At 39.4% G+C, this 24,643-nt stretch carries 18 protein-coding genes and 3 tRNA genes; 6 read left to right on the top strand and 15 right to left on the bottom strand.

What is annotated here, in order from left to right; genetic code table 11:
- Window positions 1–3: 3 nt before the first annotated feature.
- From OC457_RS00295 to trxA, 4 genes are all read right to left on the bottom strand, one after another.
- Window positions 4–267, bottom strand: coding sequence for a 2Fe-2S iron-sulfur cluster-binding protein (locus OC457_RS00295; RefSeq protein WP_080174243.1), 264 nt, complete (start codon window positions 265–267; stop codon window positions 4–6).
- 87 nt (window positions 268–354) lie between these two features.
- On the bottom strand, window positions 355–2,220 hold the full coding sequence (gene ubiD, locus OC457_RS00290) for a 4-hydroxy-3-polyprenylbenzoate decarboxylase (protein ID WP_080174242.1): 1,866 nt from the start codon (window positions 2,218–2,220) through the stop codon (window positions 355–357).
- 234 nt (window positions 2,221–2,454) lie between these two features.
- The gene (gene rho, locus OC457_RS00285; RefSeq protein ID WP_060999724.1) at window positions 2,455–3,720 is read right to left on the bottom strand and encodes a transcription termination factor Rho; all 1,266 of its coding nucleotides are present in this window, start codon (window positions 3,718–3,720) and stop codon (window positions 2,455–2,457) included.
- Window positions 3,721–3,918: 198 nt separating this feature from the next.
- The gene (gene trxA, locus OC457_RS00280; RefSeq protein WP_080174241.1) at window positions 3,919–4,245 is read right to left on the bottom strand and encodes a thioredoxin TrxA; all 327 of its coding nucleotides are present in this window, start codon (window positions 4,243–4,245) and stop codon (window positions 3,919–3,921) included.
- A 112-nt stretch (window positions 4,246–4,357) separates the two neighbouring features.
- Between trxA and rhlB the strand changes: the two genes are divergently transcribed.
- Entirely contained in the window at window positions 4,358–5,668 is a 1,311-nt protein-coding gene (gene rhlB / locus OC457_RS00275) for an ATP-dependent RNA helicase RhlB (RefSeq protein WP_080174240.1), read from the top strand.
- Between the two features lie 19 nt (window positions 5,669–5,687).
- Window positions 5,688–7,181, top strand: a complete 1,494-nt coding sequence (gppA, locus tag OC457_RS00270; protein WP_080174239.1) for a guanosine-5'-triphosphate,3'-diphosphate diphosphatase — start codon at window positions 5,688–5,690, stop codon at window positions 7,179–7,181.
- Between the two features lie 102 nt (window positions 7,182–7,283).
- Here the strand turns inward: gppA and prlC are convergent, their stop codons facing one another.
- Window positions 7,284–9,326, bottom strand: a complete 2,043-nt coding sequence (prlC, locus tag OC457_RS00265; RefSeq protein WP_080174238.1) for an oligopeptidase A — start codon at window positions 9,324–9,326, stop codon at window positions 7,284–7,286.
- A gap of 213 nt (window positions 9,327–9,539) precedes the next feature.
- Here prlC and OC457_RS00260 point away from each other — a divergent pair, with 213 nt between their 5' ends.
- From OC457_RS00260 to OC457_RS00250, 3 genes are all read left to right on the top strand, one after another.
- Complete coding sequence (locus OC457_RS00260) at window positions 9,540–10,379, top strand: 23S rRNA (adenine(2030)-N(6))-methyltransferase RlmJ (RefSeq protein ID WP_080174237.1); 840 nt, start codon at window positions 9,540–9,542, stop codon at window positions 10,377–10,379.
- Between the two features lie 199 nt (window positions 10,380–10,578).
- Window positions 10,579–11,934, top strand: a complete 1,356-nt coding sequence (gene gorA, locus OC457_RS00255) for a glutathione-disulfide reductase (RefSeq protein WP_080174236.1) — start codon at window positions 10,579–10,581, stop codon at window positions 11,932–11,934.
- A 319-nt stretch (window positions 11,935–12,253) separates the two neighbouring features.
- Window positions 12,254–13,699 carry an EAL domain-containing protein gene (locus tag OC457_RS00250; RefSeq protein ID WP_159447845.1) on the top strand — a complete coding sequence of 482 codons (1,446 nt, stop codon included), beginning with the start codon at window positions 12,254–12,256 and terminating at the stop codon, window positions 13,697–13,699.
- 25 nt (window positions 13,700–13,724) lie between these two features.
- Here OC457_RS00250 and OC457_RS00245 read toward each other — a convergent pair whose 3' ends face one another.
- From OC457_RS00245 to OC457_RS00235, 3 genes are all read right to left on the bottom strand, one after another.
- Window positions 13,725–14,642, bottom strand: a complete 918-nt coding sequence (locus OC457_RS00245; RefSeq protein WP_080174234.1) for a GGDEF domain-containing protein — start codon at window positions 14,640–14,642, stop codon at window positions 13,725–13,727.
- 191 nt (window positions 14,643–14,833) lie between these two features.
- Window positions 14,834–15,424, bottom strand: a complete 591-nt coding sequence (locus tag OC457_RS00240) for a hypothetical protein (protein WP_080174233.1) — start codon at window positions 15,422–15,424, stop codon at window positions 14,834–14,836.
- A gap of 215 nt (window positions 15,425–15,639) precedes the next feature.
- Window positions 15,640–16,032: a hypothetical protein gene (locus OC457_RS00235; protein ID WP_080174232.1), complete on the bottom strand. Its 393-nt coding sequence runs from the start codon at window positions 16,030–16,032 to the stop codon at window positions 15,640–15,642.
- A 594-nt stretch (window positions 16,033–16,626) separates the two neighbouring features.
- Between OC457_RS00235 and OC457_RS00230 the strand changes: the two genes are divergently transcribed.
- Window positions 16,627–17,991: a YjiH family protein gene (locus OC457_RS00230; protein ID WP_080174231.1), complete on the top strand. Its 1,365-nt coding sequence runs from the start codon at window positions 16,627–16,629 to the stop codon at window positions 17,989–17,991.
- Between the two features lie 78 nt (window positions 17,992–18,069).
- Here the strand turns inward: OC457_RS00230 and OC457_RS00225 are convergent, their stop codons facing one another.
- The 7 genes from OC457_RS00225 to OC457_RS00195 form a co-directional block, all read right to left on the bottom strand.
- Entirely contained in the window at window positions 18,070–19,011 is a 942-nt protein-coding gene (locus OC457_RS00225; protein WP_080174230.1) for an ABC transporter permease, read from the bottom strand.
- Between the two features lie 3 nt (window positions 19,012–19,014).
- The gene (locus OC457_RS00220) at window positions 19,015–19,992 is read right to left on the bottom strand and encodes an ABC transporter permease (protein ID WP_080174229.1); all 978 of its coding nucleotides are present in this window, start codon (window positions 19,990–19,992) and stop codon (window positions 19,015–19,017) included.
- A gap of 95 nt (window positions 19,993–20,087) precedes the next feature.
- Window positions 20,088–21,647 (bottom strand): ABC transporter substrate-binding protein, encoded by a 1,560-nt coding sequence (locus tag OC457_RS00215; RefSeq protein ID WP_080174228.1) that lies wholly within the window; start codon window positions 21,645–21,647, stop codon window positions 20,088–20,090.
- A 68-nt stretch (window positions 21,648–21,715) separates the two neighbouring features.
- Complete coding sequence (locus OC457_RS00210) at window positions 21,716–23,434, bottom strand: dipeptide ABC transporter ATP-binding protein (RefSeq protein WP_080174227.1); 1,719 nt, start codon at window positions 23,432–23,434, stop codon at window positions 21,716–21,718.
- A gap of 841 nt (window positions 23,435–24,275) precedes the next feature.
- Window positions 24,276–24,352: transfer RNA gene (locus tag OC457_RS00205), tRNA-Pro, on the bottom strand.
- Between the two features lie 53 nt (window positions 24,353–24,405).
- Window positions 24,406–24,481: transfer RNA gene (locus tag OC457_RS00200), tRNA-His, on the bottom strand.
- A 9-nt stretch (window positions 24,482–24,490) separates the two neighbouring features.
- Window positions 24,491–24,567 (bottom strand) — tRNA-Pro (locus OC457_RS00195).
- Window positions 24,568–24,643 lie beyond the last annotated feature (76 nt).

The raw sequence follows: 24,643 nt of genomic DNA, 5'->3' as shown, positions 1-24,643 counted from the left end.
CCTCTAGTCTAACGATAACACCAAGTCACTTTCCACCCTCGCCAGACAAGCAAAAATCCAGCCTTGCTCCTGCTCTTGTGGCGTCAACATCGGTTCAAGCTCATAGCTTATTTGACCTTGTTGTTTACGACACATACACATCGCACAAGCACCTACTTGGCAGCGATTAGGGAAAGTAATACCTGCGTTGAGCGCTGCTTGTAATACTGTTTGTTGCGCATCGGCAGTAAACGTAATGTTATTGGGCAACAGGCGTACTTGGTACATAAAAAACTCTCAATTCAGGAGTATATTTTGCCCCTGAAACATAAAAATATCCGCTTATTGATTGTTACTAAACATAACCATGAAAGCTTACTGATCAAGCGCTAATTGTGCCCATATCGCATCAACGCGCGCCACAATCTGCGGATCTTTAACTATCGGAGTGCCCCATTCTCGTTGAGTTTCAGTCCCCATTTTATTGGTGGCATCAAAACCAATCTTTGAGCAACGCTCTGTGGTCGCAGCAATTAATACCGTATCACGACTTGGATCCATTCGGGTTGTAATAGCCCAAATCACATCATTCCAATCACGAACATTGACGTCGCCATCGCACACGATCACAAATTTAGCATCGGTGAATGTATTCAACAAAGCCAATACTGCGGTTATAATGTGTAGAGCTTCACCGGCAACGGTTTTATTGATACTCACGATTGCCATGCTGTGATCAGCGGCTTGTGGCGGTAAATAACAATCAATGATCGCAGGAAATTGCTGACGCAAAGCGGTTAATTCAGCTTCAATATCATACTCAGCAGGCTTTAATCCTAGCGATGTCGCTGCGGTATTTGCTAACTCTGCTGGCCATTTAATGGTGGCATCAATCCCCATTTTTGAGCCTAATCCCACCACCGGAGAGGCAAAGTCCAGTGAATCAATCGGGGTGTTTTCAATTAGTAATGTATCTCGAACCGGATCCATGCGCGTTGTCATCGCATTGATCACATTGTGCCAATCACGTGCATTGACATCATCATCACACACAATCACAAATTTAGTGTACATAAACTGGCGTAAAAACGACCACACTCCCATCATTACCCGTTTAGCATGACCAGGGTATTGCTTCTTCATTGTCACCACCGCCATACGGTAAGAACACCCTTCTGGCGGCAAGTAAAAATCGACAATCTCAGGAAACTGTTTATGCAAAATAGGCACAAACACTTCGTTTAACGCGACTCCAAGTACTGCTGGTTCATCCGGTGGACGACCGGTATAAGTACTGTGATAAATGGGATCGTTACGCATGGTGATATGAGTGATAGTAAACACATGGTGCCGTTCAACCTCATTGTAATAACCAGTATGATCGCCATAAGGCCCCTCATCGGCGTATTCTTCAGGGTCGATATAGCCTTCCATGACTATTTCAGCACTGGCTGGCACTTGTAAATCATTGCTGATACTTTTCACTACTTCCGTACGACTACCACGTAATAATCCGGCAAAGGCGTATTCAGATAGCGTATCAGGCACAGGTGTAACCGCGCCAAGTACTGTCGCAGGATCAGCGCCAAATGCCACTGTTACCGGAAATTTTTCTCCAGGATGGGCTTCACACCATTCACGCATATCTAACGCGCCACCACGATGAGCGAGCCAACGCATAATCACTTTATTCTTAGCGATTTTTTGTTGGCGATATATGCCTAAATTTTGGCGCTTTTTATTTGGACCTCGAGTAATAGTTAGACCCCATGTCAGCAGCGGTGCCACATCATCAGGCCAGCAACTCATCACTGGAATTTTATCTAAATCAACCTCGTCACCCTGCCATATAATTTGTTGGCAAGCCGCTTTACGAAGTACCTTAGTTGGCATATTAAGCACTTGCTTAAACACCGGAATTTTATTAATCGCATCTCGCAAGCCATGCGGCGGCTCAGGCTCTTTTAAATAGGCTAGCCATTCGCCCACTTCGCGTAATTGCTTAACATTATCACGCCCCATTCCCATCGCCACTCGTTGAGGGGTACCAAACAAATTGGCCAACACTGGCATGTTGTAACCTACAGGATTTTCAAACAACAATGCTGGCCCACCAGCCCGCAAAGTGCGATCGCAAATCTCAGTCATTTCCTGATTCGGATCGACTGGCTGTTGAATACGCTGTAATTGCCCTTGTTGCTCTAAATAGGCAATAAAGTCACGTAGATCCTTGTATTTCATAGCGACTACCTGTAGCTAAACCAAGTCACATCAGGATTGCTGATATTGACTTAATGAGAATGATTTTTGCTAGTATAACCAGTTGTACGGCGGAAAACACCCACCACCACAAAAAAGAAAATAACCTTTTTAATTCTATGGGTTAAGTAATATATTCCAGTCATCCACTTAACTTTCAGGTAAAAAAAAACGCCACTCTAAAGTGACGTTTTTAATTCAATAACAGCCTACTAATTATGATTTCTGACGACGCATTGCGTCAAAGAACTCTTCGTTAGTTTTAGTCATTGATAGTTTGTCGATCAAGAATTCCATGCTGTCAGTTTCACTCATTGGGTGAACGATCTTACGTAGGATCCACATCTTTTGTAGTTCATCAGCTTTTGCCAATAACTCTTCACGACGAGTACCAGAACGATTGATATCAATCGCAGGGAATACACGCTTCTCAGCAATTTTGCGAGAAAGGTGCAGTTCCATGTTACCAGTACCTTTAAATTCTTCGTAGATAACTTCATCCATTTTAGAGCCAGTATCAACTAGCGCTGTTGCGATGATAGTTAAGCTACCGCCTTCTTCTACGTTACGTGCCGCACCAAAGAAGCGCTTAGGGCGGTGAAGGGCGTTGGCATCCACACCACCTGTTAGTACTTTACCTGATGACGGAATAACGGTGTTGTAAGCACGTGCTAAACGAGTAATTGAGTCAAGAAGGATAACTACATCTTTCTTATGCTCGACTAAACGTTTTGCTTTTTCAATTACCATTTCAGCCACTTGTACGTGACGTGAAGCTGGTTCATCAAACGTTGATGCAATTACTTCGCCTTTTACAAGACGTTGCATCTCGGTTACTTCTTCTGGACGCTCATCGATAAGCAATACCATTAACTCACACTCAGGGTGGTTATGGGCAATACTTTGGGCAATATTTTGAAGTAGCATTGTTTTACCCGCTTTTGGCGGAGCAACAATCAGACCACGTTGGCCTTTACCAATCGGTGATGCTAAATCAAGAACACGTGCAGTGATGTCTTCTGTAGAACCGTTACCGCGTTCCATACGCATACGTGAGTTTGCGTGCAGTGGAGTAAGGTTTTCAAAAAGGATTTTATTACGAGCGTTGTCTGGTTTGTCGTAGTTTACTTCGTTAACTTTCAGTAGTGCAAAGTAACGTTCACCATCTTTAGGTGGACGAATCTTTCCGGCAATAGTATCGCCAGTACGAAGGTTAAAACGACGAATTTGGCTTGGTGATACATAAATATCATCAGGGCCTGCAAGGTAAGAACTGTCTGCGCTACGCAGAAAGCCGAAGCCATCTTGCAAAATCTCTAGAACACCGTCGCCAAAAATATCCTCACCACTTTTAGCATGTTGCTTAAGAATGGAGAAGATAATGTCCTGCTTACGTAAGCGGGCCAGGTTTTCCAATCCTAAACTTTCGCTAAGTGATACCAACTTAGGAATAGGTTGGCTCTTGAGTTCTGTAAGATTCATAGTGGTGGGTTTCTTGTCTGTCAAAATCGGGGTTCTATATTAGTTGAGATAAGGATGACCAATAGGGCCTGGTCAAGAAATGAACGAAAATGTAATTTCTGTGCGTTACGTTAACACTAAACGTTCTATCAGTCTAGCATAGTCGCTAGACAAACCATGCACAACTTAGAAATTGTGCATGGTTCGTAATTATATCACTTATAAGTTCGCATCAAGGAACTCTTTTAGCTGAGTTTTTGATAACGCGCCGACTTTAGTTGCGGCAACAGCACCATCTTTGAAGAGTAACAACGTTGGAATACCACGAATACCAAACTTTGGCGGTGTCGCCGCATTTTGGTCGATATTTAATTTACCAATCGTTACTTTGCCTTCATATTCATCAGCGATTTCATCCAGAATAGGGGCAATCATTTTACATGGGCCACACCATTCAGCCCAAAAATCGACTAGTACCGGGCCCGCAGCATTGACAACATCAGTATCAAAACTTTCATCGGTAAGCTGCACAATCTTATCGCTCATCTTCCACTCCAACAGTGATTTTGTTAGCTGATATTGAATTAACCAGCAAATCGTTATCCTATTTGAATGGAATACGTTTCGTATTGCAACCCTAAGCTGATATTCTATAGTAATGAAGACGACACATATCACAGAGCAGAAATTTGCCGAACTAGGGTTAAACCCCCTAGTACTAAAAGGATTGGAAGAGAAAGGGTTTCATAATTGTACCCCGATCCAGGCCTTGGCATTGCCAGTTGTGCTCACTGGCCATGATATCGCGGGACAGGCTCAAACAGGTACGGGTAAGACCCTAGCCTTTCTGACCGCTACTTTTAACCATCTATTGGAGACACCTGCACCAGCAGAGCGTAAAACCAATCAACCGCGGGCGATCATTATGGCGCCAACGCGTGAGTTGGCGATCCAAATTTTCAATGATGCATCACCACTACTTGCAAGTACTGGCCTTAAAGCTGGCCTTGCTTATGGTGGTGAACCTTATGAAAAACAAAAACAAGTATTTGATGAAGGGGTTGATATTCTGATCGGTACTTGTGGCCGTATTATCGACTTCTATAAGCAACGTGTTATTGACCTTGCTAGTATTCAAGTCGTAGTACTTGATGAAGCCGATCGCATGTTCGATTTGGGTTTCATTAAAGATATTCGTTTCTTGTTCCGTCGTATGCCAGAGCCTAAAGCGCGCTTAAACATGCTGTTCTCAGCAACGTTATCATACCGCGTTAAAGAACTTGCTTTTGAGCATATGAATAGCCCAGAAAGTGTTGTGGTTGAACCTGCACAAAAAACAGGCCACCGCATTAAAGAAGAGCTATTCTATCCATCAAACCAAGAAAAAATGCGTTTATTACAAACGTTAATTGAAGAAGAATGGCCAGATCGTGCGATTATTTTCGCTAATACTAAACACCGTTGTGAAGATGTTTGGGGTCATTTAGCTGCTGATGGTCATCGCGTAGGTCTGCTTAATGGTGATGTACCCCAGAAAAAACGTGAGCGTATTTTAGAAGAATTTACTAAAGGTGATATTGATATCCTTGTCGCAACCGATGTTGCTGCTCGTGGTTTACATATTCCAATGGTTACGCACGTATTTAACTACGATCTTCCTGATGATGCTGAAGATTATGTTCACCGTATTGGCCGTACAGGTCGTGCTGGTGAAAGTGGTCATTCAATCAGCTTTGCTTGTGAAGAATACGCGATTAATTTACCGGCTATTGAGACTTACATTGAACATGGTATTCCACAATCAAAGTATGACTCTGATGCACTTTTAGATGATTTACCTGCGCCAATTCGCTTACAACGAGCACCTCGCCAAGGTGGTCGTCGTAATAACCAGCGTCAAGGCCAAGGCCAGGGGCAATCTCGTCAGCGTAATAATCGCCGCCGTCCGCCACAAAACAAACCAGCATAAAATAAGTTAAAGTATCTCTATGGAAAGAAATTCAGTATCACCGCTTTATGCCGCGATTGATCTAGGTTCAAACAGCTTTCATATGTGGGTTGTTCGTGAAGTCAATGGCAGTGTTCAAACGCTAGCTAAAATTAAACGAAAAGTACGCTTAGCTGCAGGGTTGAATAATCAAAACGAACTCAGCCAAGACGCCATTCAACGGGGTCTTGACTGTTTGGCTATCTTTGCCGAACGTTTGCAGGATATTAAACCTGATCATATTCGCATTGTCGGTACTGCCGCCTTGCGTACAGCGGTCAATGCTAACGAATTTCTTTCCCAGGCTCATAGTATACTTGGGTATCCTGTGAGTGTGATTGCGGGTGAAGAAGAAGCTCGTATTATCTATCAGGGGGTTGCGCATACCTCTGGTGGCAGTGATAAACGCCTAGTGGTCGATATTGGTGGCGCCAGTACCGAAGTCATTATTGGTGAAGGTTTCGATGCCAGTGCTCTGACAAGCTTAAAAATTGGTTGTGTCACTTGGCTAGAACGTTATTTTAAAGATCGCTACCTAACTTCAGTTAACTTTGATGCTGCCATTAATGGCGCTAAAGATGCGATTGAAACCATTATTGAACGTTACACTCACCAAGGCTGGGAAACCTGTGTTGGCGCAAGTGGTACTGTGCAAGCATTACAAGAAATTATGCTCGCACAAGGCATGGATGAAATTATTACCCTGCCAAAACTTAAACGCCTGCAACGTCAAGCAATGCAATACGAACGCTTAGAAGACCTTGATATTGAAGGGTTAACATTAGAGCGAGCGCTGGTTTTTCCAAGTGGATTATCAATTCTAATTGCGCTATTTGAATCATTACAAATTGAATCTATGACCCTTGCTGGCGGTGCGCTACGTGAGGGTTTAGTTTACGAAATGATGGATCAAATGCGACATCATGATGTCTGTTCTCGAACAATTATGAGCATGCAGCAACGATTTCAATTAGATCATAATCATGCCGATAATGTCAGTGACATGGCGCTAACATTATTAGCGCAGTGCCCAAACTGGCAGTTAGAGCCTCCCGCTGAAAACTTACTTCAAGCGGCTGCCAAATTACATGAAATTGGCACTAGCATTGAATTTAAAAAAAGTGGTGAACATGCGGCTTACTTAATTAAGCACATGGACTTACCGGGCTTCACTCGCGCTCAAAAAAATCTTATTGCTGAGCTTTTGCGCCGTCATAACGGACCGTTAACCAGCTTACCAGAGCAACATGCGTTATCAGCACCAAGCGCCGCCCGTTTACTTCGCTTACTCAGATTAGCGATTATTTTATGCCACCGCCGAGATCAGACTTGCTTACCTCCCTTTAGTTTACACATGGAAGATAACAAGCTGACATTATTATTATCAGCGAAATGGTTAATTAATAATCCACTAACTTGTAGTGAACTTACTCAAGAAGCCACCCGCCAAACGGATATGGGTTGGCCGATGGTAGTAACGGCGCAAGATAAATAACCCAAAGAATTAAGTTAAGTGGATACCCCTCTTAACGCTATGATCAAAAAAGGCTCCCCAAGGAGCCTTTTTTATTTGCTATCACTTTGCAATACGTGACTCTTAGCCTGTAATACCACTGTGGCGCAACATTGCATCCAATTGCGGTTCACGGCCACGGAAACGCTTAAACAATTCCATTGGCTCTTCACTGCCACCTTTTTCTAAGACACAGGTTAAGAAGTCATTACCTGTTTGAGTATTAAAAATACCTTCTTCTTCAAAACGTGAAAATGCATCAGCTGATAATAATTCAGCCCACAAGTAACTGTAGTAACCGGCACTGTAGCCACCTGCAAAAATATGACTAAAGCTATGTGGGAAACGCCCCCACTCTGGGCTTGGCACCACTGAAACTTTATCTTTAACCTCAAATAAGGTCTCTAATACTTGTGCACCAATTTCAGGATTGTAGTTAGTGTATAAACTAAAGTCGAACAGACCAAATTCAAGCTGGCGTAAAATAAACATCGCCGATTGGAAATTTTTTGCCGCGAGCATTTTATCAAGCATCTGTTTTGGTAATGGCTCACCGGTTTGATAATGACCAGAAATAAACGCTAACGCCTCTTCCTGCCAGCACCAATTCTCAAGGAACTGACTTGGTAGTTCAACGGCATCCCACGGCACGCCATTAATACCAGACACTGCTGCCACATCAATTTGAGTCAGCATATGGTGAATGCCATGCCCGGTTTCATGGAACAAAGTCGTCACTTCGTTATGAGTAAACAGTGCTGGTTGATCGCCCACTGGACGATTAAAGTTACAGGTTAAATAGGCCACTGGTGTTTGCAAACTGCCATCAATGCGCGTACGGCGAACCATACACTCATCCATCCACGCACCACCACGCTTATGCTCACGAGCATATAAATCTAAGTAGAAGCTGCCGCGTAATGTGCCTTTGCTGTCGAAAATATCATAGAACGTCACCGACTCATGCCACACTTCCACGCCTTGACGTTGTTTGATTTCAAGACCAAATACACGCTTTAGTACTTCAAATAATCCCGCAACCACCTTTTGTTCAGGGAAGTATGGGCGTAATTCTTCATCTGAAATGCTGTAACGATGCTGCTTTAGCTTTTCAGAATAAAACGCAAAATCCCATGGCTCTAATTGCTCAACCCCAAATTCATTGCGAGCATAATCACGTAGCTCAGCCACTTCACGTTCACCTTGCGGTTTAGCGCGATCAGCTAAGTCATTTAAAAAGCCCAACACTTGATCGGTCGATTGTGCCATCTTGGTTGCGAGTGATTTCTCACCGTAACTACTAAAACCCAATAGCTTGGCAATCTCATGACTGAGTTTTAGTTTTTCAGCAATGATGTCAGTATTATCAAACTCACCCGCGTTAGGTCCTTGATCTGACGCGCGAGTACTGAATGCTTGATACATTTCGGCCCGTAGCTCACGGTTTTCACAATAAGTCATCACTGGTAAATATGATGGAATATCAAGCGTAAATAAATAACCTTGCTCGCCTTTAGTTTCAGCATTCGCCTGTGCCGCTTGCAATGTTGATGCAGGTAAGCCCTGTAATTGCTCAACATCAGTGATCACTTTGCTCCATGCCATGGTGGCATCGAGTACATTATTACTGAAGGTTGAGGAAAGTTCAGATAAACGCTTACTGATATCGCCAAAACGCTGCTGTTGCTCGGCTGGTAATCCAATACCTGATAGCTCAAAGGCTTTTAGGGCATCTGTCACCGCTTTTTGTTGAGCTTGACTTAAATGAGCAAAATCATCATTACCTTGAATCATTTTATATGCATCATAAAGGCCTTTATGCTGTCCAACCCACGTCGCATAATCAGACAATAACGGTAGACAACTTTCATACGCTTGACGCAATTCAGGGCTATTTTTAACCCCATTAAGATGCCCGACAGGTGACCAAATACGTCCAAGACGATCATCTAACTCAGCCAAAGGCCGACAGATAGTATCCCATGTTGGCATTTGTACTTGCGATAGCACAGCTTCAACGTTACTACGACAATCAGTGATCGCCTGTTCAACCGCAGGTTTAATATGCTCAGGTTTAATATGAGCAAATGGAGGCAAATCAGTCATTGTCAATAATGGGTTAGACATATGCTTTTCCTTTATTTTTATCTTCTTATTAACATGCGTCCGCGATAGATAAATTTCAATCCTTTGCTCGGTTTAGAGTATAAAAAGGTAGAAATAGCGCATTTCCTTAATTCTGATAGTAGCAAAGGTTGGCATCATGGTTGGATATTGATGAATAATTGACGATAATAGCCATTAGCATCCCTGCTTTAGATACCGATAGAGACTAATTTCATGCTGAGTTATCGCCACAGCTTTCATGCTGGCAACCACGCCGATGTGGTTAAACACATTGTTCAAAGCCTAATTCTGGATGCACTCAAGCAAAAAGATAAACCGTTCGTGTATCACGATACTCACTCGGGTGTTGGCCGTTACGATCTTCAAGATGAGCGTAGCGAAAAAACCGGTGAGTTTAAGCAAGGCATCGCCCGTATTTGGTCGCGTGATGATATACCAACTGAAATTGCAACTTATATTGATGCCATTAAAGCATTAAATAATAATGATGAACTTCGTTACTACCCAGGCTCACCGAAAGTGGCACGCGCTCAAATTCGTGACCAAGACCGTATGGTATTAACCGAATTACACCCCAGTGATTTTCCATTATTGTTGCAAGAATTTCGTGGCGATCGCCAAGTAAAGATGTATCAAGAAGATGCATTTGCACGTTTAAAAGCGAGTTTACCACCCAAAGAACGTCGTGGTGTGGTGCTGATTGATCCACCTTATGAGCTAAAACACGAATACCAAGACGTGGTGAAAGCAATTAAACAAAGTTATCAGCGTTGGGCAACAGGCACTTATGCTATTTGGTACCCTGTGGTTTATCGTGAAACTATCGATAATATGCTGCAGGGTTTGAAAGACTTAAATATTCGCAATATCCTTCAAATAGAGCTTGGGGTTGAACCTGATACTGAAGAACGTGGTATGACAGCTTCTGGTATGATCGTGATTAACCCACCATGGAAACTCGCCAGCCAAATGGAGCAAATCCTACCATGGTTGCAACATGCTATTGCACCAAATCATGGCCATTATAAAATCGAGTGGGTCGTACCAGAGTAACGTTAGTTCGCTTATATTTCCCCTATATATAACAGTCACATTTTGCTGTGACTGTTATAGTTCTTACGTGACAATCATCATTTCCGATGGTAAAACACCATATTAATCGAATTTTCCGATTTTAAATTCTCGTCACTTTGCCCAATCTTGATTACACTAGGTGACAATGAATATTCATAACATCTATTGGAGCAAAGTCATGACAAGGCATTTTGATTACATCTGCATCGGTGGTGGTAGCGGTGGTATTGCATCAGCAAACCGTGCAGCAATGTATGGCGCTAAAGTTGCAATTATTGAAGCAAAAGCGCTTGGTGGTACTTGCGTTAACGTTGGTTGTGTACCCAAAAAAGTAATGTGGCATGGTGCCCAAATTGCAGAAGCTATCCATCTTTATGCTAAAGATTATGGCTTTGATGTTGACGTGAACAGTTTTAATTGGAGCAAACTGGTTGAAAACCGTGAAGCTTACATCAGCCGTATTCATACCTCTTACGACAATGTACTGGGTAAAAACAACGTTGAAGTGATCAATGGCTTTGCAACCTTTGTTGATGCTAAAACAATTGCCGTCAATGGTGAGCATTACACCGCCGATCATATTTTGATCGCTGTCGGTGGTGAACCAACCATTCCAAACGTACCTGGTGCTGAATACGGTATTGATTCCAACGGTTTCTTTGAACTCAATGAGCAACCTAAGCGCACAGCCATTGTTGGCGCAGGTTATATCGCGGTTGAAATCGCTGGAGTATTAAGTGCACTAGGCACTGATACTCACCTGTTTGTACGAAAAGAATCACCACTGCGTAGCTTCGATCCAATGATTGTTGATACTTTAGTTGAAGTAATGGCAGCAGAAGGCCCAACCCTGCACACCCATTCAATTCCTAAACAAGTGGTTAAAGAAGCGGACGGTTCAATTACACTGCATTTTGAAAACGGTGAATCACACAATACTGATTTACTGATTTGGGCAATTGGTCGTCATCCAACCACAGACAAAATCAACCTTCAAGCAACAGGTGTTGAAACCAATACGCGTGGCTACATTAAGGTAGATCAATACCAAGCAACCAATGTTAAAGGTATCTACTGTGTGGGTGACATCATGGAAGGCGGTATCGAGCTAACACCGATTGCGGTTAAGGCTGGTCGTCAGTTATCTGAGCGTCTGTTTAATAACAAGCCAGAAGCCAAGATGGACTACACCTTAGTGCCTACGGTTGTGTTTAGCCACCCGCCAATTGGTACTATTGGTCTAACGACCCAAGAGGCGATTGAGCAATATGGCGAACAAAATGTCAAAGTCTACCAATCAGGCTTTACAGCAATGTATACCGCAGTCACAAGTCACCGCCAGCCATGTAAAATGAAATTGGTATGTGCTGGTGCAGATGAGAAAGTTGTCGGTCTACATGGTATTGGTTATACCGTTGATGAAATGATTCAAGGTTTTGGTGTAGCAATGAAGATGGGCGCAACGAAAGCTGATTTTGATAGTGTTGTCGCTATTCATCCAACCGGCTCAGAAGAATTCGTTACCATGCGTTAATCATACATTCGGCGACTTTAACAGCGAATAGTTCAAATAAAAGCTGGCTATATTAATAGCCAGCTTTTCTATTTCGCGGCCTTATATCATAAGAATAAAAATATCATTTATTTAAATAGCTTATTTTATATTTTTTCTTAATACATAATTAGTCGCTAAGCTATTGATAAAATTAATTACTTCTTATAATAGAAATAATTAATTGTAACAACAATACGGTTATGGTAAATATACGCCTAACGTTATATTTCATTCTAATATAAAGATTAATGATGATTTATTTAATGATTTTATATAAATATAGTATAAAAAGATGAAAATGAAAAAAATACTTCCATTTATGATCGCTATTTTAATCAGTGCATTATTATCTTTGTTAATAAGTAATATAACAATTCGTTATATAGAACAAAGACAAATAACAAAAATTGAACAGCTATTAGATAATATTATCTATAAACCTCAGCAGCATATTGAACAACTAGATAACATACAAAATTATAATAATGAAAATAAAAGAATTTTAGATTTAATAGATAAAAGACACCCAGAAATAATGGGGATATCATACATAAAAAATGACAAATATTATTATGGGAATAATGGTAGCATTAGTAATACAATTCCTCACTATATTAAAGACGTAATAAATAAGAATATTCCTGTAAAATTTTTCACAGACCCTTATAATAAAAATAATTTAATTTATATATTTAAATATGATAATGGTTATTACATTATCAATTTTTATTCTAAGTTATTAAATAATATTAGCCATAATGCCATTACAAATTATCAAGTTAAAGATGATAATGATAACACACCAACCCCTCACTTATATTACAGTTTAACAAATCATATAAAACACTTGCATCTAATCGTTACAAGTGGCTTAAAATTAAACAATTTAATTGCCTTGCTATTTAGTAGTTTTATTCTATCCTTGTTATTTACATATACCGTTTCATTTCTATTATCCTCATATTTTGACAGCAAAAGAGTTTTAAATAGAAAAATGAAAAAAGCTGTTATTAACAATGAATTTTTACCTTTTTTTCAATCAATCTATTCAGCCAAACAACAAAAATTTATTGCCGCAGAAGTATTATGCCGATGGCATTCAAATGGCATCATTATTCCACCATCTGAATTTATTGCTGATTTAGAAAAAACAGATGAAATAAAAGAAGTTACTTTTGATTTAATTAAAAAAGCATTTGATACTATAAATAAAGCAAATATCAATAAAGACTTTATGCTAAGTTTTAATTTTACAGTTACCATGCTTCTTGATGACATTTTCATGAAAAAAATAATTAAATTTATTAGACAAAACCCAACAGTTAAAAATCGCATTATTATAGAATTAACTGAAAGTGAAAATAACTTTATTTATTTAAATGAGATCAATAAAGTAATGCATCAATTAAAAAAAGAATCAGTATTACTTTCTATTGATGATGTAGGTACTGGATATTCAAACCTAATAACAATACAAGAATTGCCTTTTGATATAATGAAAATAGACCGATGTTTTATATCAGATAAATTTGCAGTTTCCAAAAGTAACATGCTTGAGACATTAGCTAATTTAGGTGAATCATTAGAGCTAATGATTGTTGCTGAAGGTATCGAAACAATCTCAGAATTAAATAAAATAAATAATTTAAACATTGACTTATGCCAAGGATTTTATTATTCAAAGCCTTGTGACTCAAATGAATTCATCAATAGAACCGTTAGTGATTCACACCTTTACAAATAATCATAGGCATAATAAATATAGCTAACTATTCCCATTCAAATCGATTTCTATTGTTATTTTTAGCTTTATATAGCGCCTTATCCGCTCTTTGTAACCCGCTTCTATTTAATTCACAAGGTAACTTATATGTCATACCTATACTTAATGTTATATGATTCCCCTCTCTAACTATGATTTTCTTTATCTCTTCTAAAAGATATTCTGCAAAAATCACAGCCTCTTGTTTATTGCTACTTATAATGAAAGCTGCAAATTCATCGCCGCCTAATCGAGCAGAAAATATATTATCATTTTTATAATTTAATAAAACCTTGCCAAAACTATGTAAAATACGATCACCTTCGTCATGCCCATATTTATCATTAATTTTTTTAAAATTATCTATATCAATCATAATAAATAAAATCATCTTATCTTCATGTTTATTTGATTCTTCATAAAAATATCGACGATTAGGTAACTCAGTTAAATCATCAATTGTTGCAAGCACCTTAAAATAATTGCATTTTCTATTTGATTTTTTTATGGCAATAATCGCTCCTATTATTAACAATGATATTCCTATCGTTCTAAATATATTAGACATCCATAATGAAATCCATATAGGCTGTATATTAATATCATTATAAACAATAAAGAATAAGGCACCACCCCATAAAAATAAGCCTACACTCAAAATCACATGAGCTTCTTTAACTAAAAAATTAGTGCATTGAAGTAATATAAAAGCAATTAATATAAATAATAAATTTAACGTATCAAATAAATACTTATAAAAAAGATTGTTCTCATTTAATATTTTTATATTAGAAAATGAAATTATACAGATACAGAGACCACAAAGAATACATAACAATATTGCAACAATAAAAAACATCTTTATATTATCAAGCTTATGAATTTTTTTTTTGTGCTTTTTTAATAATAGAGGTAATTTAAACATCTTCTACAAATATCCTTTATATCGTATAACAATCCTGCAAGATCTTACCCTATAATATATTACATTAAAAATTAATATGAAACCCAGTTAATATTGATAACTTAATTTCCATGTTTTTATGAAAGATTATTAATATATAAAAAAACACCGCTTAAAAGCAGTGTCTTTATTATTAATCTTATCAATCCAACTTAATGATGATGATGACCATCATCATGATTATGACCACAACTACAACTTGGCGCAATCACGGTTTGAATAGGAGTTAAAGTGATTTTACTCAATAACTCTTCAGTACTTACGGTATTTAATAAATGCATGTTCTCAGCATTAACGGTCATTGGATCTTCAATTGCACGCTGAGTTTGCATGACTTCAATCACTTGTTGAGCCACAACTTCTGGTAATGATAACTCGCGGATCACTTTAAGTTCATTGTTAGCGGTATCAAGCGCTATCATTGATAACGCTAATGTTGATGTTGTTGGCTGTTGAAAATATTCAGTTGGAATAGCAGCGGCATTAAACTGAATATCAAAGGCAAGTTCAGCTAATTTAAAGACAACCAAACAACCACCATTATCAGTTTTCATTAAACCAAATTCTGCAGTGGCCTCTGCCATCATTTGTTGTTCTTCTGCTGTGATACCGTTTAAACCAATAAAAACAATATTACTCATATCATTACGAAACATCTCAATCACGGCGCCATCGCCGGCAACAAACGGATGTTCATCAATGATCTGACCGACATGAAATTGCTGATTTGAATGTGCTGCCATGGTATACCTCATCGTTATTTAAGCTCACTCATTTCAGTCTATACGAAATCAACAAGCATTATATTATTGTTATATTATTAGCCATTACATTATGGATAACAATATAACAAGAAACCAAAACACTATTACACACAAGTAACAATATATAACGACCAATACAAAAAAGCCCTAACAATATGTTAAGGCCTTAATTTATAACAATTAACTATTCTGTTTTATTTTGCAGGTGCAAAATCTGCAGCTGCTGGACGGTGAGCAGTATAAATAGCTTCGCCATCACTCTCAGCATCAAAGATAACTTTCACATCAGGAGTAAATAGAATAACGTCGCCCACTTCGCCAACATATTTGTTGCCTTCCATATCACGCATTACAATCTTACCCTTAGTTACAACTTTGTATTCTACTGAATCGTAAAAGTACTCAAATTCAACACCAGGTGACATAATGAAGTGACCGATTGTTAATGCATTAGTGTTGTTAGTAACCGCAACTTCTGCCATATCACTTTTTAAACCTTCGACTTCTAAAAGCTTACTTAAGTCATTTAGTTTAAAAGAACCCGCTTTAATTAAAGTGATACCTGGTTTAGTTGTTAATGTCGTCATTGGATGAATCCTTATTTTCTTATAAAGGTTAAGTTGTCACTGCACCTTTCTAATATTGATTAAACCTTGTTATTTACTTAACTAGATCTAAAATAAATATTGATTATTGGATTTGGTTGTTACAAAAATAATCATAATTTCTTATAAGGCCTTTTTTATTACCTAATAAGAATTATTCTTTAACTGAACATCATCTTTCTGTGACGTTTCATGATGAGGAAGAGTCTAACCCATAAGCCAAAATCAACAATAGCCTATAAAAATAAAGACTATTACCAAATGGTAATAATGCAAACAAGACAATGCCGTTTTAATTGCTTTTTCCTAGCCTTTTTTATCTACATATATCTAACAGTTATAAAACATGACGTACTACAAAAAAAATATTTGGTGCTCGTGGCTCACCTTAAGAATAAAAAACCTAAAAAATCGCATAAATAACCATTTTTTTAGTTACTGACTATTCCATCTTTTAAATAAAAACGGTAATCTTTATTTTCTTATTTATGGAATAACAATGAATAGTTATTCTCACAAAACCTCGGGGATACCCCCATTAATTCGGCCGTTTCTACCAGTAGGTTATAGACAAATATGCATCAACAAGCAGTAGCACCACCTAAGAATCTCAATAATTGGTTAATGTTTATCATTCCATCTTTAATTGGGGTATTTCTCTTTATGGCACCAATTAATTTTGATGGTGACATTACGATCCCAATTGCAGTATTAGCCAAAACAATCCAAAGTCATTTTGAAAACTCACTAACATCTATTGTGACAGGTGTGATCAGCTTTACTGCCATCATGTCTATTATCACAAAACTCTTTAAACCGAGTTTCATTATCCGTAATAACTTCATCAATGGCTTACTAAACCCGTCATTAATGTGGTTTATCGTCCAACAGCTTGGCGCTATTTTTGCGGTAATGACCTATTTTAATATTGGCCCAGAGATCTTCCGTAATGATGCTACTGGTGGTTTAGTTTTAAATAATTTACTACCAGTATTATTTTCAGTGTTTATTTTTGCGGGTTTATTACTCCCGCTACTGCTTAATTTTGGTTTATTAGAATTCTTTGGCACTTTATTTACTCGTATCATGCGCCCTATTTTTGGTCTTCCTGGCCGTTCATCCGTTAACTGTATTGCGTCATGGTTAGGCGATGGCTCTGTTGGGGTACTATTAACGAGCAAGCAATATGAATCAGGCATGTATACTCAGCGTGAAGCTGCTGTTATTGGTACTACATTCTCAGCAGTATCAATCACTTTTAGCTTAGTTGTTATTGCTCAAGTTAATTTAGAGCATATGTTTGCCCCATTTTATTTAACCGTATGTTTAGCCGGTTTAGTTGCTGCGATAATTGTTCCACGTCTGCCACCATTATCTCGTAAGAAAAATGTCTATATTAATGGCACCACTGAGTCATCACACGATGAAACCGTACCAGCAGGTTACAATGTTTTTTCTTATGGGCTTGAGCAAGCACTTAAAAAAGCCGCAGAAGTAAAAAGCTTACCTGCCATTATTATTGATGGACTTAAAAATGCAGTTGATATGGTCTTTGGCGTCCTACCGGTTGTGATGGCTATCGGTACCGTCGCATTGGTGATCGCGGAAAATACTCCTATTTTTGATTACCTCGGCATGCCTTTTATTCCATTCCTTGAATTGCTGCATATTCCGGAAGCAGAAGCAGCATCAAAAACAATCGTGGTTGGTTTTGCTGATATGTTCTTGCCATCGATTTTGGCATCAACGATTCAAAGTGATATGACTCGCTTTATTATTGCTGCAATGTCAGTGACTCAGTTGATTTATATGTCTGAAATTGGCGCACTACTCATTGGTAGTAAAGTACCGGTTAAAGCATGGGAATTATTTTTAATATTTATTTTGCGTACGCTAGTAACGTTGCCAGTGATTGCGCTAATGGCTCATTTGATTTTCTAAATAACATTCTTAATTAATAACAAAAAGGCGACCACTCGGTCGCCTTTTTTCATTTACTGACTTGATCACAAACCCAAGCTAGCCTTTATAAATCTTAGGGTTAAATACATCCCGTAGCCAATCACCGAGCAAGTTAATCACTAATACTAGCGTAATAAGTACAATTCCAGGGAAGGCAGTGATCCACCATGAGCCCGAGAAAATATAGTTAAACCCGATACTGATCAGTGAACCCAATGACGGCTGATCCACCGGTAAACCTAAGCCTAAAAATGATAGTGCCGCTTCCGACATAATAGCGTTGGCAACCTGTACCGTTGATATTACTAAAATCGGCGATAAACAGTTGGGAAGAATATGACGAAACATGATCCGTGGTGCTCGAAATCCCATCACCTTAGCCGCTTCAACATACTCTTTTCTTTTCTCAGCTAAAACAGAAGCACGTACCGTTCGTGCATACTGCGGCCATTCCGCAAAACCAATGATCACCACCAGCATAATCACCGCATATTGGGCATACGTTTCAGCCCCTAACGCGGTACGGAAAATTGCCGACACAATGATCGCCACCATCATAGTAGAAAACGATAACTGCACATCCGCTATTCGCATCAGAAAACTATCAATTCGACCACCAAAATAACCGGCAGTTAAACCAATAATAACGCCCAGTGTTAACTGCAATGCAACAGCCAATAAACCGATAGTCAGTGATAACCGCATGCCATATAAAATGGTCGAATAAATATCACGTCCTTGATTATCAGTACCAAGAACAAAATTAGCATCTCCCTCTTCCATCCATACTGGCGGTAATTCAGAATCCATAATATCAATGGTTGATAAGTCATAAGGATTTGTTGGCGCGATAAAAGGCGCAAATAGGGCCGCGGTAGCAAAGCTTAAAAAAATGGCAAAACAGACCATCGCCACTTTATCTTTAAGAAAATAATACACAATGTCAGAATCTTTAAAACGCTGCCAACGACTTGGTGCAACGGTGCTAATACTCTCCATGACTTACGCTCCCTTGCCCGTCAAATCTACTGTTGGGTTAACTAACCCATAAAGCAGGTCAACAATAGTATTGGTGACCACAAAAATCAGTCCTACAAAAATCACATACGCGGTAATAAGTGGAGTATCAACTCGATTAATGGCATCTAAAAATAACAGTCCAGTACCTGGCCACTGAAATACACTCTCAGTCAAAATGGTGTAAGCGATCATGGTTCCAATCTGCACGCCACCCACGGTTAATACCGGTAACATGGTGTTTTTAAGCGCATGTTGGTAGTAAATCTTATTCATCGGTAGTCCCTTTGCCTTAGCAAATTTGATGTACTCTGAACTTAAAACTTCCAACATTTCAGATCGCACTAAACGAATAAACAACGGCAACATAATCGAGGCTAACGCCACACATGGCAGTACTAAGTGTTTTAGACCATCAATAGTAAAGAAACCAGATTCCCAACCCAGATAATTCGCTGTTTCACCACGCCCAAACGACGGTAACCACCCTAATTCAATTGAGAATACATACATCAACATTATTGCCGTTAAAAACACCGGAATAGAAATACCAATACTACTAAATGCCATAACAGCTTTGGTAAATACACTCCGCGGGTGAATAGCGGAATACACTCCCAGTGGAATCGACACTAAAATAATGATCACCGTGGCGCCAAATACGAGTTCAAAGGTTGCGACTAATTTATCTAAAATCACCTCAATCGCAGGGCGCTTAAATGTATATGAAGTCCCTAAATCACCTTGAACGGCATTCCCCAGAAAACGACTATATTTGGTAACAAACGGATCGTTAAGCCCCAAATCATCACGTAATTGTTGCCGTTCAGCTTCTGATACCGACTGTCCAACCAGTTCTCGTAACGGATCGCCAAGGTTGTCCTGAATGGCAAAAGCCACCAGACTGATCACAAACATCACTATCAGTGCCTGAAACAGGCGTTTGACCAGAAACGAAAACATTCCCTGCCCCTTTTAAATTTCATCCTGAAAAAAATGCCGAAGCAAACCAGCCTCGGCACTCATGCTTAGCTATATGATTAATGGCTAATTAATTATTATTTCTCATCGACAACAAGGTCGCCAAAATAGGGCATTTCCATTGCGTTAACGATCGCATCTGCATGAACATTATCACGCGCTCCCCAAGCAGTACTCTGCCAATGTAATGGTACAAATGCCGCATCGTTATAAAGCGTGACTTCAATTTGTTTCAGCATTGCAATCCGCTTTGCCGGATCAGTTTCTACGTTAGCCGCGGTCACTAACTTATCCACTTCAGGGTTAGAATAGAAACCACAGTTATATTGACCTTTACCTGTTTCTTCGTTGCGAGTCATGGTTAAAAATTCAGTCATATTCGCTGAATCTTCGGTATCAGCATGCCAACCAATCATCATCATATCAGCAGCACATTTATCAAATTCAGGCCAGTACTGCGCCTTAGGTAGCGTTTTCAGATCAACCTTAATCCCAATTTTCGACAGCATTGCAGCGGTTGCTTGAGCAATTTTAGCATCATTCACATAACGGTTATTTGGCGCCAGCATCGTCAATGTAAAGCCTTTTTCGTAACCCGCATCTTTCATTAACTGTTTAGCTTGCTTCACATCATAACGAGGCACTAACTCACTATCATGACCTTGATAACCCGCTGGACTTTGTTGCCCTGCTGCGGTTGCAAACCCTTTCATGATCTTTTTAACGATGCCTTCATTATTAATCGCATGCACAATCGCTTGACGAACACGGACATCTTTAAGCGCTTCATTACTATTTTGGTTCATTTGAAATGAGATCAAACGTGTTCCAGGTAATGTAACTAACTCAACCCCAGCAGCACTCTTAAGACGCTTATGATCATTAGGTGCAACATGGTCAATCATATCGACACCACCAGAAAGTAATGCCGCAACACGGGTTGCATCTTCTTTGATTGGTAATAGCGTGATGGTATCAACGTTACCTTTTGAAGCCGTATCCCAATAACCAGCAAAGCGCGTAAATTCAACTTTTACCCCTTGCTCACGTTGAGTCACTGTAAATGGACCTGTACCTGACATGTGGCTTGAAGCAAATGAATTACCGTGTTTAGCTACTTCGGCTTTATCTTTACCATCTGCAGTCTTACCGCTATAGAACTTACTATCCATTGGGAAAATGTAGGTCGCAGTTTGAAGAACCAATGGATAAGCGCCTTTAGAGATAATATCGACAGTATAATCATCAACCTTTTTCATCTCTGAATACGGTTCAAAAATCGCTTTAAAATCAGGTGATGATTGCAGGCGATTAAAGGTCCAAATCACATCATCAGCCGTTAGCGGATTACCTGAGTGGAACTTCACCCCTTGGCGTAATGTAAATCGAAACGTATTGGCATCAATACGCTGCCAACTTTGTGCCAACCGTAGTTCAAAATCCATTTTTTGAGTAAAGCGCACTAATGGATCAAATACCATATGTGATAACTGCAACGTGCCGCCAGACAGTTGCTCATGAGGATCAAGTGATACTGGATCAGACGCGTAACCAAGCTTTAAATCTGCGGCCGTCACACTAAAACTTAACCCCGCAGCAACCAATGCTAGCGCTAATTTATTCTTGATGGTTTTCATTGCATAACTCCTTTATGCCTAAGCGCCTTCGCTCAGTCTTTATTTCATTTTTCACTCATAACAACACATTAAGCGCGTTGCAGCGGTTTAACTGCTAATCCTTTAAACTCTGGCATTAGTGAAATCAAATGCTGACTATATTGATGTTGTGGTGCGGTAAATAATTGCTCTGTAGGAGCGACTTCTAACAATGTCCCTTGTTGCATCACCCCAATGCGATCACACATTTGACGGATCACGGGTAAATCGTGACTAATAAATAACATCGTCAAATTAAGCTCATCTTGTAGATCTTTTAATAGATTCAAAATTTGTGCTTGTACTGAAACATCCAGTGCCGAGGTTGGCTCATCACAAATTAATAATCGCGGTCGAGTTGCCAGTGCGCGCGCAATCGAGATCCGCTGGCGTTGGCCACCAGAAAATTCATGAGGATATTTAATTCCAGCGGCACGCCCTAAACCAACATGATCCAATAAATCATTCACTATTTGCCGAGTTTGCGCTTCATTTTTAGTTAATTTATGAAATCGAATTGGCTCAGCAATAATGTCAAAAATACGCATTCTTGGATTCATTGAGGTATAAGGGTTTTGAAATACCATTTGCATTTGACGACGCAAAGGACGGCGTTGTGCCTCACTTTTTAAGGCAGTAAGATCAATCCCTTCAAACCGTACTGTGCCACTATTTGGCGGATATAAACCGGCAATAACCCGCGCAATGGTTGATTTACCCGAACCTGATTCTCCCACTAAACCAAAGGTTTCACCTTCGGCAATATGAAAACTGACATCATTATTGGCTTGGACATATTCACGTCGACTTTCAAACAATGAATCTTTAGTAATAAAACGTAAGTTAACGTTGGCAACCTCAAGCAATGCACCTTGGTAAGTACGCTGATCTTGGCTTTGTCCTAGCCAATGATTTTTGACATCTAATACAGGTGCTTGTTGAACATCTTCAATATATGTCACTAACGGAAATCGTTTTAGTTTGATATCAGAGCGCGGTACTGCCGAGATTAAACTTTGAGTGTAAGGATGTTGTGGTCGTTGTAAGACTTGCTCAGTGGTCCCCATTTCAACTAAGTCGCCGCGATACATAACCGCGACGCGATCAGTGACATTTGAGACCACGCCCATATCATGAGTCACCAGCATACAACCAACATTTTTCTGCACGCATAAATCACGAATCAAAGTTAGAATTTGATCTTGAATCGAAACATCGAGTGCAGTGGTCGGTTCATCGGCAATAATTAAATCAGGCTCACCCGCCAACGCAATCGCGATAACTACCCGTTGTCGCATACCACCAGAAAATTGATGAGGATATTGTTTAATTCGCAGTTGTGGCTCTGGAATACCGACCTGCTCCATCAACACTAATGCCCGTTTAAGTGCATCAGATGATGAAACATGTAAATTAGTCACTATGGTTTCAGTTAATTGCTGCTCAACCGTAAATAATGGATTTAATGAGGTCATTGGATCTTGAAAAATAAACCCAATTTTTGAACCTCGAACTTGACGCATTTTATCGGCGCTTAAACCTGATATTTTAGTGCCATCGAGAAAAACCTCACCATTAGCAATTTGTCCAGGGGGGCTTAATAAATCAATCACGGCATTACCTACCGTCGATTTACCTGCGCCAGATTCACCAACAACGCCCACAATTTCACCACGATCAATGGTGAACGACAGAGATTTTACCGCAGCATGTGTACCATGACGCGAGGGATATTCTATTCGTAAATTTTTTACTTCTAATAATGCCATTGTCAGACTCCACTACTAGCAGCATCCTGCCGATCTGAAAAATTAAATCCTTTTCATGCCAATACTATTGTCTGATTGCATGCCTTCCATTCAATCTGTCAAAAATATTACAAAAAAGCAACAACACAAAGTAAAAAACCATCATTAATTATATTTATCGCATATTTATTTCACCTAACTGCATAACAAAACAATAGAACACTAACGAAACTTATATTCACAACCTCTTGAATATCAATAAACACAACCAAAAAATCAGATATTAAATCAACCATCTATAAATAATTAAAAATCATTACATGAATAAAATATCACCACTCAATAAAACACAAATTAACATTTATTAAACAAAATATCGTTAATTTTAAGATAACTAGATAAAACAGCCCTTAAATATAAAAAGATTAGTGAATGTATCTGTCATTATTCAAGAGTGCACAATTTAAACCAATAGCCTTCACAGTATATTTGAACTGTTTTCTCATCAGCTAAGATAGACGAAAAAAAACCTGAATCTTTCGATTCAGGTTTCTTAATAGTGGTCGGTGAAGAGCTTGAGTCTAATATCGGGAACCCCCAACCCTCTGGTCCGCTATTTCTGACATCAGAGCTGCACTACCAAACTACGCACTTCACCATTTTCTATAGACGAAAAAAAACCTGAATCTTTCGATTCAGGTTTCTTAATAGTGGTCGGTGAAGAGCTTGAGTCTAATATCAGGAACCCCCGACCCTCTGGTCCGCTATTCCTAACATCAGAGCTGCACTACCAAACTACGCACTTCACCATTTTCTATAGACGAAAAAAAACCTGAATCTTTCGATTCAGGTTTCTTAATGGTGGTCGGTGAAGAGGGATTCGAACCCCCGACCCTCTGGTCCCAAACCAGATGCGCTACCAAACTGCGCTATTCACCGACAATGTTTTAGGCTTACAAGGCCAAGGTCTCTTAACAAGATAACCTAAATAATGGGGTGGCTAACGAGGCTTGAACTCGCGACAACCGGAATCACAATCCGGGACTCTACCAACTGAGCTATAGCCACCATTGTAAGTGGTCGGTGAAGAGGGATTCGAACCCCCGACCCTCTGGTCCCAAACCAGATGCGCTACCAAACTGCGCTATTCACCGACTAAATTCTGTATGCTTGTAAAACAAGCGGGCTTTAAAAAGCCAACATGCTGACTGGGAGATCAACACATTATAA

The sequence above is a fragment of the Photobacterium toruni genome, assembly GCF_024529955.1.
Taxonomy (GTDB): Bacteria; Pseudomonadota; Gammaproteobacteria; order Enterobacterales; family Vibrionaceae; genus Photobacterium; species Photobacterium toruni.
The sequence above is the reverse complement of the archived record's forward strand: the minus strand, read 5'-3'. Positions and strand labels throughout refer to the sequence as shown.

Excerpts from the sequence above, each read along its gene's own strand:
- OC457_RS00240 (WP_080174233.1), bottom strand. The coding sequence starts at position 15,424 with ATGGCAGCACATTCAAATCAGCAATTTCATGTCGGTCAGATCATTGAT.
- OC457_RS00215 (WP_080174228.1), bottom strand. The coding sequence starts at position 21,647 with ATGAAAACCATCAAGAATAAATTAGCGCTAGCATTGGTTGCTGCGGGG.
- OC457_RS00235 (WP_080174232.1), bottom strand. The coding sequence starts at position 16,032 with ATGACGACATTAACAACTAAACCAGGTATCACTTTAATTAAAGCGGGT.
- OC457_RS00260 (WP_080174237.1), top strand. The coding sequence starts at position 9,540 with ATGCTGAGTTATCGCCACAGCTTTCATGCTGGCAACCACGCCGATGTG.
- OC457_RS00295 (WP_080174243.1), bottom strand. The coding sequence starts at position 267 with ATGTACCAAGTACGCCTGTTGCCCAATAACATTACGTTTACTGCCGAT.
- gorA (WP_080174236.1), top strand. The coding sequence starts at position 10,579 with ATGACAAGGCATTTTGATTACATCTGCATCGGTGGTGGTAGCGGTGGT.
- gppA (WP_080174239.1), top strand. The coding sequence starts at position 5,688 with ATGGAAAGAAATTCAGTATCACCGCTTTATGCCGCGATTGATCTAGGT.
- OC457_RS00210 (WP_080174227.1), bottom strand. The coding sequence starts at position 23,434 with ATGGCATTATTAGAAGTAAAAAATTTACGAATAGAATATCCCTCGCGT.
- prlC (WP_080174238.1), bottom strand. The coding sequence starts at position 9,326 with ATGTCTAACCCATTATTGACAATGACTGATTTGCCTCCATTTGCTCAT.
- OC457_RS00225 (WP_080174230.1), bottom strand. The coding sequence starts at position 19,011 with ATGGAGAGTATTAGCACCGTTGCACCAAGTCGTTGGCAGCGTTTTAAA.
- ubiD (WP_080174242.1), bottom strand. The coding sequence starts at position 2,220 with ATGAAATACAAGGATCTACGTGACTTTATTGCCTATTTAGAGCAACAA.
- OC457_RS00220 (WP_080174229.1), bottom strand. The coding sequence starts at position 19,992 with ATGTTTTCGTTTCTGGTCAAACGCCTGTTTCAGGCACTGATAGTGATG.
- OC457_RS00245 (WP_080174234.1), bottom strand. The coding sequence starts at position 14,642 with ATGTTTAAATTACCTCTATTATTAAAAAAGCACAAAAAAAAAATTCAT.
- OC457_RS00230 (WP_080174231.1), top strand. The coding sequence starts at position 16,627 with ATGCATCAACAAGCAGTAGCACCACCTAAGAATCTCAATAATTGGTTA.
- rhlB (WP_080174240.1), top strand. The coding sequence starts at position 4,358 with ATGAAGACGACACATATCACAGAGCAGAAATTTGCCGAACTAGGGTTA.
- trxA (WP_080174241.1), bottom strand. The coding sequence starts at position 4,245 with ATGAGCGATAAGATTGTGCAGCTTACCGATGAAAGTTTTGATACTGAT.
- rho (WP_060999724.1), bottom strand. The coding sequence starts at position 3,720 with ATGAATCTTACAGAACTCAAGAGCCAACCTATTCCTAAGTTGGTATCA.
- OC457_RS00250 (WP_159447845.1), top strand. The coding sequence starts at position 12,254 with ATGAAAAAAATACTTCCATTTATGATCGCTATTTTAATCAGTGCATTA.